Origin of the sequence: Pseudomonas sp. NPDC090208 (assembly GCF_044746785.1) — a bacterium.
In the GTDB taxonomy this organism is placed as follows: Bacteria; Pseudomonadota; Gammaproteobacteria; order Pseudomonadales; family Pseudomonadaceae; genus Aquipseudomonas.
This window is the reverse complement of the sequence record NZ_JBIVCU010000033.1, coordinates 26,346-33,099: the sequence shown is the minus strand read 5'-3', so window position 1 is coordinate 33,099 and position 6,754 is coordinate 26,346. Positions and strand designations below refer to the sequence as shown.

General features: G+C 64.0%; 6 protein-coding genes. 3 read left to right on the top strand and 3 right to left on the bottom strand.

Annotated elements, in window-relative coordinates:
* The first annotated feature begins 548 nt into the window (after positions 1–548).
* Genes tcuA through ACIPL0_RS30565 form a run of 3 tightly spaced genes read left to right on the top strand, consistent with a single transcriptional unit; the run spans position 549 to position 4,489 of the window.
* Complete coding sequence (tcuA, locus tag ACIPL0_RS30575) at positions 549–1,997, top strand: FAD-dependent tricarballylate dehydrogenase TcuA (RefSeq protein ID WP_400602588.1); 1,449 nt, start codon at positions 549–551, stop codon at positions 1,995–1,997.
* Entirely contained in the window at positions 1,984–3,141 is a 1,158-nt protein-coding gene (gene tcuB / locus ACIPL0_RS30570) for a tricarballylate utilization 4Fe-4S protein TcuB (protein WP_400602590.1), read from the top strand. The genes tcuA and tcuB overlap by 14 nt, the downstream gene beginning before the upstream one ends.
* Positions 3,142–3,187: 46 nt before the next feature.
* Positions 3,188–4,489, top strand: a complete 1,302-nt coding sequence (locus ACIPL0_RS30565; RefSeq protein ID WP_400602592.1) for an MFS transporter — start codon at positions 3,188–3,190, stop codon at positions 4,487–4,489.
* A 159-nt stretch (positions 4,490–4,648) separates the two neighbouring features.
* Here ACIPL0_RS30565 and ACIPL0_RS30560 read toward each other — a convergent pair whose 3' ends face one another.
* From ACIPL0_RS30560 to ACIPL0_RS30550, 3 genes are all read right to left on the bottom strand, one after another.
* Positions 4,649–5,614, bottom strand: coding sequence for a threo-3-hydroxy-L-aspartate ammonia-lyase (locus tag ACIPL0_RS30560; RefSeq protein WP_400602594.1), 966 nt, complete (start codon positions 5,612–5,614; stop codon positions 4,649–4,651).
* Positions 5,615–5,677: 63 nt separating this feature from the next.
* On the bottom strand, positions 5,678–6,070 hold the full coding sequence (locus ACIPL0_RS30555) for a RidA family protein (RefSeq protein WP_400602596.1): 393 nt from the start codon (positions 6,068–6,070) through the stop codon (positions 5,678–5,680).
* 20 nt (positions 6,071–6,090) lie between these two features.
* The gene (locus tag ACIPL0_RS30550) at positions 6,091–6,714 is read right to left on the bottom strand and encodes a transcriptional regulator (protein WP_400602598.1); all 624 of its coding nucleotides are present in this window, start codon (positions 6,712–6,714) and stop codon (positions 6,091–6,093) included.
* Between the last annotated feature and the right edge of the window lie 40 nt (positions 6,715–6,754).

The following is a 6,754-nucleotide window of genomic DNA, read 5'->3' as shown; positions in this document are numbered from 1 at the left end:
AGCGGCATGGATGCCGCGAGAGCCGCGTGGGCCATGGATGGCCCATTCGCGGCGGGCCCACGGAGCGTCGCCGGAGTGAGGGCATGCCGAGCCTGGGCGAGGCACCGTATGGTGGGGATAGGAGCCCTTGGTTACTTGGGGCTTTTCCAAGTAACTCGCCGTGAGGCGAAATAAGGCTGCGTTAGCAGACTCGGCGGAGTGTCAGATACGCCAAGGACACAGGTTTTACGACGACTTCGTCGCCGGTCGCAGGACAAGCCAGCTCCTACAGGGGACCGCGTAACTCGCCGTAGGCGAAACAGGGCTGCGTTAGCAGATCCGCAATCCATCAGACACACCGCAGACACAGGTTTTACGACGACTCCGCCGCCGCTCGCAGGGCAAGCCCGCTCCTACAGGGGATTGCGTTCATTCAGCAACGGCGCAATCGCTGCCCTTTAGCAAAACTAAACACCCCACACCGAATCCGGTCTTTCGACACACCCCCCCGCTTCCCTACTGTTCACCCCATTCTTCGGCGGCGTCTGCCGGGGATTGGAGGAGAAATCATGTTCGATGTTCTAGTCATAGGCGGCGGCAACGCAGCACTGTGCGCAGCACTGATGGCCCGCGAAGCCGGCGCCAGCGTGTTGCTGCTCGAAGGCTCGCCGAAGATCTGGCGCGGTGGCAACTCACAGCACACGCGCAACCTGCGCTGCATGCACGATGCGCCGCAAGACGTGCTGGTCGATGCCTATCCCGAAGAAGAATACTGGCAGGACCTGCTCAAAGTGACGGGCGGGCTGACCAACGAAAAACTCGCGCGCATCGCCATCCGCGCCTCGTCGTCCTGCCGTGACTGGATGCGCTCCCACGGCGTGCATTTCCAGCCGCCACTGTCTGGCGCGCTGCACGTGGCACGGACCAACGCATTCTTCATGGGCGGCGGCAAAGCGCTGGTCAACGCCTACTTCCGCAGCGCCGAACAGCTCGGCGTGAAGGTCCGCTACAACGCCCAGGTCAGCGACATCGAACTGCGTGACGGCCAGTTCGTCGCTGCGCACCTGGCCGAGCGCGAAGTCGACGGCCAGCGCCTGCCCGCCGAACGCATCGAGGCGAAAACCTGTGTGCTGGCCGCCGGCGGTTTCGAGTCCAACCGCGAATGGTTGCGCGAAGCCTGGGGACAGAACGAGCACGGCGAGTGGCCGTCGGACAACTTCCTGATCCGTGGTACGCGCTTCAACACCGGCGTGTTGTTGCGGCGAATGATCGACCTGGGTGCCGAGATCATCGGCGACCCGACCCAGGCGCACATGGTCGCCATCGATGCCCGCGCGCCGCTGTACGACGGTGGTATCTGCACGCGCATCGACTGCGTGTCGCTGGGCGTGGTGGTCAATCGCGACGGCGAACGCTTCTACGACGAAGGCGAAGACTTCTGGCCCAAGCGCTATGCGATCTGGGGCCGACTGGTGGCCGATCAGCCAGGCCAGCAGGCCTATTCGATCATCGACCAGCAGGCCATCGGCCGCTTCATGCCGCCGGTCTTCCCCGGCACCCGCGCCAACAGCCTGGGCGAACTGGCGCGCAAGCTCGGCCTGCCGGAAGCGACCTTCGTCGACACCGTGGAGCGCTACAACCGCGCCTGCCAGGTCGGCACCTTCGACCACACCGCGCTGGACGACTGCCACACCGAAGGCCTGACCCCGGCCAAGACCCACTGGGCGCGGCCACTGGTCAAACCGCCGTTCTACGCCTACCCGCTCAAACCCGGCGTGACCTTCACCTACCTGGGTCTGGCCACCGACGAAACCGCCGCCGTGCGTTTCAACGGCAAGGCCAGCGGCAACCTGTTCGTGGCCGGCGAGATGATGGCCGGCAATGTCCTCGGCAAGGGCTACACCGCCGGCATCGGCATGGCCATCGGCACGGCGTTCGGTCGCATTGCCGGTGTTCAGGCGGCCGCTGCGGCGGGTTTCGGTCATTCTATTTCGGATAAAAAACATGCAACTGTTTGATCCCCAGGCACCTGCCGAACTGATCCCGGTGCTGAATCTGGACGAAAGCGAAGTCCAGCGGCAGATGACCATCTGCAACGCTTGCCGCTACTGCGAAGGTTTCTGTGCGGTGTTCCCGGCCATGACCCGCCGTCTGGAGTTCGCCCAGGCCGATATCCATTATCTGGCGAACCTGTGCCACAACTGCGGCGCCTGCCTGCACGCCTGCCAGTACGCAGCCCCCCACGAATTCGCGGTCAACGTACCCAAGGCCATGGCCAAGGTGCGCTTGCAGACCTACAGCGAATACGCCTGGCCGAAGGCGCTCGGCAGCCTGTATCAGCGCAACGGCCTGACCCTGGCGCTGGCCAGCGGCGCGGGCCTGGCGCTGTTTCTGTGCCTGACGCTGCTGGTGATGGGCAACCTGTTCACGGCCATGCCCGGTGGCAATTTCTACGGCATTTTCCCGCACAACACCCTGGCGCTGATGTTCGGTGCGGTGTTCGGTTTTGCTGCGCTGGCGCTGACCTTAGGCGTGCGGCGGTTCTGGAAAGAGGTCACACCCGGCGAAGTGTCTGCTGCGCTGAAAACCTCTGCCGCGCTGGAAGCCACGGCCAACGTCGCCCAGCTCAAGTATCTGGACGGCGGCCACGGTCACGGCTGCAACAACGACGATGACCGCTTCACCCTGTGGCGTCGGCGCTTCCACCACCTGACCTTCTACGGCTTCCTGCTCTGCTTCGCCGCCACCGGCGTCGCCACGCTGTATCACTTCCTGCTGAACTGGCACGCGCCCTACCCGGTGTTCAGCCTGCCGGTGCTGCTGGGTATCGCCGGCGGTATCGGCCTGTTGATCGGTCCCGCGGGCCTGCTGTGGCTGAATCTGCGGCGCAACCCCGAGCACGGCGACGCCCGGCAGAAACCCATGGACCGCGGCTTTATCGCCCTGTTGCTGGCGGTGAGCGCCAGTGGCCTGGCCCTGCTGGCCCTGCGCGAAACCAGCGCGCTGGGGTTGATGCTGGCGCTCCATCTGGGTTTCGTCATGGCGTTCTTCCTGACCATGCCCTACAGCAAGTTCGCCCACGGGATTTTCCGCAGCGCCGCGTTGCTGAAATCGTCCATCGAGAAACGCCAGCCGAACCCGATCAACGCGGGCTCGGACTGACCGCCGCACCCACCATTCCAATAACAATATCGAGCACACAGAAACCATGATTGACACCACTCAACCGGCAGCCCAGTCCCGGGCCGCCAAGTTCGCCGCCATCGTGCGCGTGACCAGCGGCAACTTCCTCGAACAGTTCGATTTCTTTCTGTTCGGTTTCTACGCCACCTACATCGCCCAGACGTTCTTCCCGGCCACCAGCGAGTTCGCCTCGCTGATGATGACCTTCGCCGTGTTCGGTTCAGGCTTTCTCATGCGGCCGCTGGGCGCCATCGTGCTCGGTGCCTACATCGACAAGGTCGGTCGGCGCAAAGGGCTGATCGTCACCCTGTCGATCATGGCCTGCGGCACCGTGCTGATCGCGCTGGTGCCGGGTTACGCCAGCATCGGCCTGATGGCGCCGCTGCTGGTGCTGATCGGGCGGCTGCTGCAAGGCTTTTCCGCCGGGGCCGAACTGGGCGGCGTGTCGGTGTATCTGGCGGAAATCGCCACGCCGGGGCGCACCGGCTTCTACACCAGTTGGCAGTCGGCCAGTCAGCAGATCGCAATCATCCTCGCCGCCGCGCTGGGCTACGGCATCAACGCCTGGCTGTCGGCCAGCGAGATCGCCGACTGGGGCTGGCGCATTCCGTTTTTCGTCGGCTGCGTGATCATCCCGTTCATCTTCGTGATCCGTCGCACCCTGCAGGAAACCGAAGCGTTCAAGGCCCGTCGTCACCACCCGAGCGCCAGTGAAGTGTTCCGCTCGATGCGTGACAACTGGCGCACGGTGCTGGCCGGTGGGCTGCTGGCGTCGATGACCACCACGACGTTTTACCTGATCACCGTGTACACGCCGACCTTCGGCAAATCGGTGCTGCACCTGAGCACCACCGACAGCCTGATCGTGACCCTGTTCGTGGGGCTGACCAACTTCATCTGGCTGCCCTTGGGCGGCGCACTGTCGGACCGCATCGGCCGTCGTCCACAACTGCTCGGCATCACCGTGCTGTGCCTGCTCACCGCCTACCCGGCGATGCACTGGCTGGCCGAAGCGGCCAGCTTCGAACGGTTGTTGGCAGTGTTGCTGTACTTCTCGTTTTTCTTCGGCATGTACAACGGCGCGATGGTCGCGGCGCTGACTGAAGTGATGCCGGCAAACGTGCGGGTGGTCGGCTTCTCGCTGGCGTTCAGCCTGGCGACGGCGATCTTCGGCGGCTTCACCCCGGCGATGTCGACCTTTCTGGTGCAGAGCACCGGCGACAAGGCCTCACCGGCGTACTGGCTGATGTTCGCGGCGTTGTGCGGACTGTCGGCGACGCTGGTGCTGTATCGCCGGCAGAAGGCGCTGGCTGTGACGTCGGTTTGATTGGTCGACCGTACTGACCCGCGCAGAAACACATCCGCTTTTGTGGGAGGGATCGGAGGTTACGACGGTCGCGAAAGCGGTGTGTCAGACAAATTGCATTCGCGACCGTCGTAACCTCCGATCCCTCCCACAGGGTATTGCGTCTACCGTGAATCCGGGTCAAGCCAACAGTCGGGAATAGGCACTCAGGTCGATATTGCCGCCACTGACAATCACCCCGACACGCTGGCCCTTCAGCTCACTCGCCCTCTCGCGCGCGGCGGCAAAGCCGAGACAACCGGTCGGTTCGACCACCATCTTCATTCGCTCGGCAAAGAAGCGCATGCCATCGACCAGTTGCGCGTCGGTGGCGGTGAGGATGTCATCGACATTACGCTGAATGATGGCGAAGGTGTATTGGCCCAGGTACTGGGTCTGCGCGCCGTCGGCGATGGTTTTCGGGGTGTCGATCTTGATGATGTGCCCGGCGCGGAACGACTGCTGACCGTCGTTGCCGGCTTCCGGCTCCACACCGTAGAGCTTGCAGTTCGGCGCCAGGGCGCGGGTCGACAAGGCCGAACCGCTGAGCAAGCCGCCGCCTCCGAGGCAGACGAACAGGCTGTCCAGCGCGCCCACTTCTTCGAACAGCTCCTTGGCCGCCGTGCCCTGCCCGGCGAGGATGTCCGGGTGATCGTAGGGCGGAATCAGGGTCAGGCCATGCTGCTCGGCCAGTTGCCGGCCAATGGCTTCGCGGTCTTCGCTGTAGCGGTCGTAGATCACCACCTTGGCGCCGTATTCACGGGTGGCCGCGACCTTGGCGGCCGGGGCGTCGTGGGGCATGACGATGGTCGCCGGAATGCCCAGCAGTTGCGCCGACAAGGCAATGCCCTGGGCGTGGTTGCCCGACGAAAATGCCACGACACCGCGCTGACGCTGGCCGGCGTCGAACTTCGCCAAGGCGTTGAACGCACCGCGAAACTTGAAGGCGCCCATGCGCTGGTAGTTTTCGCATTTGAAAAACACCTCGGCGCCCAACTCGCGGTTCACCGTGCGCGAGGTCAGCACCGGGGTCTTGTGGGCATAACCGTCGATGCGTTGCGCGGCGGCAAGCACATCGTCGTAAGTCGGCAGTACCAGCGTTTCCATCTTCATCCTCCAGAGTTGCAGTGAGCCGGACCCCGACAGGTCACAGCCGCAAGAATTCGACGTTCAGTCCGACAGCAGCGCCATGGCTTCGACTTCCACCGCCAGCCCGTAATGCAACTGCGCGACGCCGGCCACCGCACGGGCCGGGCGATGTTCGCCCAGCCACTGCGCGTAGAGCGCGTTGAACAGCGGCCAGTGCTGCATGTCAGTGACGTAGACACGCACCTGCACCAGCCGCGTACGGTCGATGCCGGCATGGGCCAGGCAAGCATCCAGATTGCTCAGCACCTGGCGGGTCTGCGTCTCGAACGGTTCGTCCTGCAAGGTGCGGCCGTCGAAGGTCACCGGCAGTTGCCCGGAAATCATCAGCAGATTGCCGGCCCGGCACACGTGGCTGTAATGCCCGGCCGGGACCGGTAATTGCGGGCTGTTGCCGCAGACAATGTTCTGAGCCATGGCAGAAATCACCTCACCGTTCATTTGCTGTAGCTGTACGCGGCCGCGCGGGACACACCGAGGTGTTGCGCCACCACCTCCATGGATTTGCGAATGTCCAGGCAGCCCGATTCTTTCAGTTCGCGCAGCAACTGCCGGCGTTCTTCGGCCTTGAGCGAACGCGGTGTGCTCGCCAGCCGCGCGGCAAACTGGTCGATGCGCTCGCGAATGCCGTCCGCGCCGCTGCTGTCCAGGGACTCGCTGACCTTGTTTTCGACGCTGGCGAACTGGCCGATGGCCGACTGCAGACTCTGGAACAGGGTCAGGTCGATGTTCAGGCACAACGCCGCCACGTACTGGCCGTCCTCGCCCTTGATGCCGATGGACGTGCTCTTGGCCTGGCGGCCATCGGGGAAACGGTTGGCGTAATTGGCGACGATGCCGGGATAGTCCGGGTCGGCGATGCGCGCCAGCCCCAGCTCGGTGGTCGGATCGCCCGCCTTGCGCCCGGACAGGTTGTTGTGGATCGCCTGGATCGAGTGATCGCGGTCCTGCAGGTCGTGCACCACCACTTCACAGAACGGCGCAAACGTCTCGGCGAGGCCGGCGGCAATCTGCTGGATCTGCGCGAGCAAATGCTGGTTGTCGTGGGCGTGTTTTTTCATCTGACGCACTGTCCTGAAGGAATCGAAGTCACCTGGACAA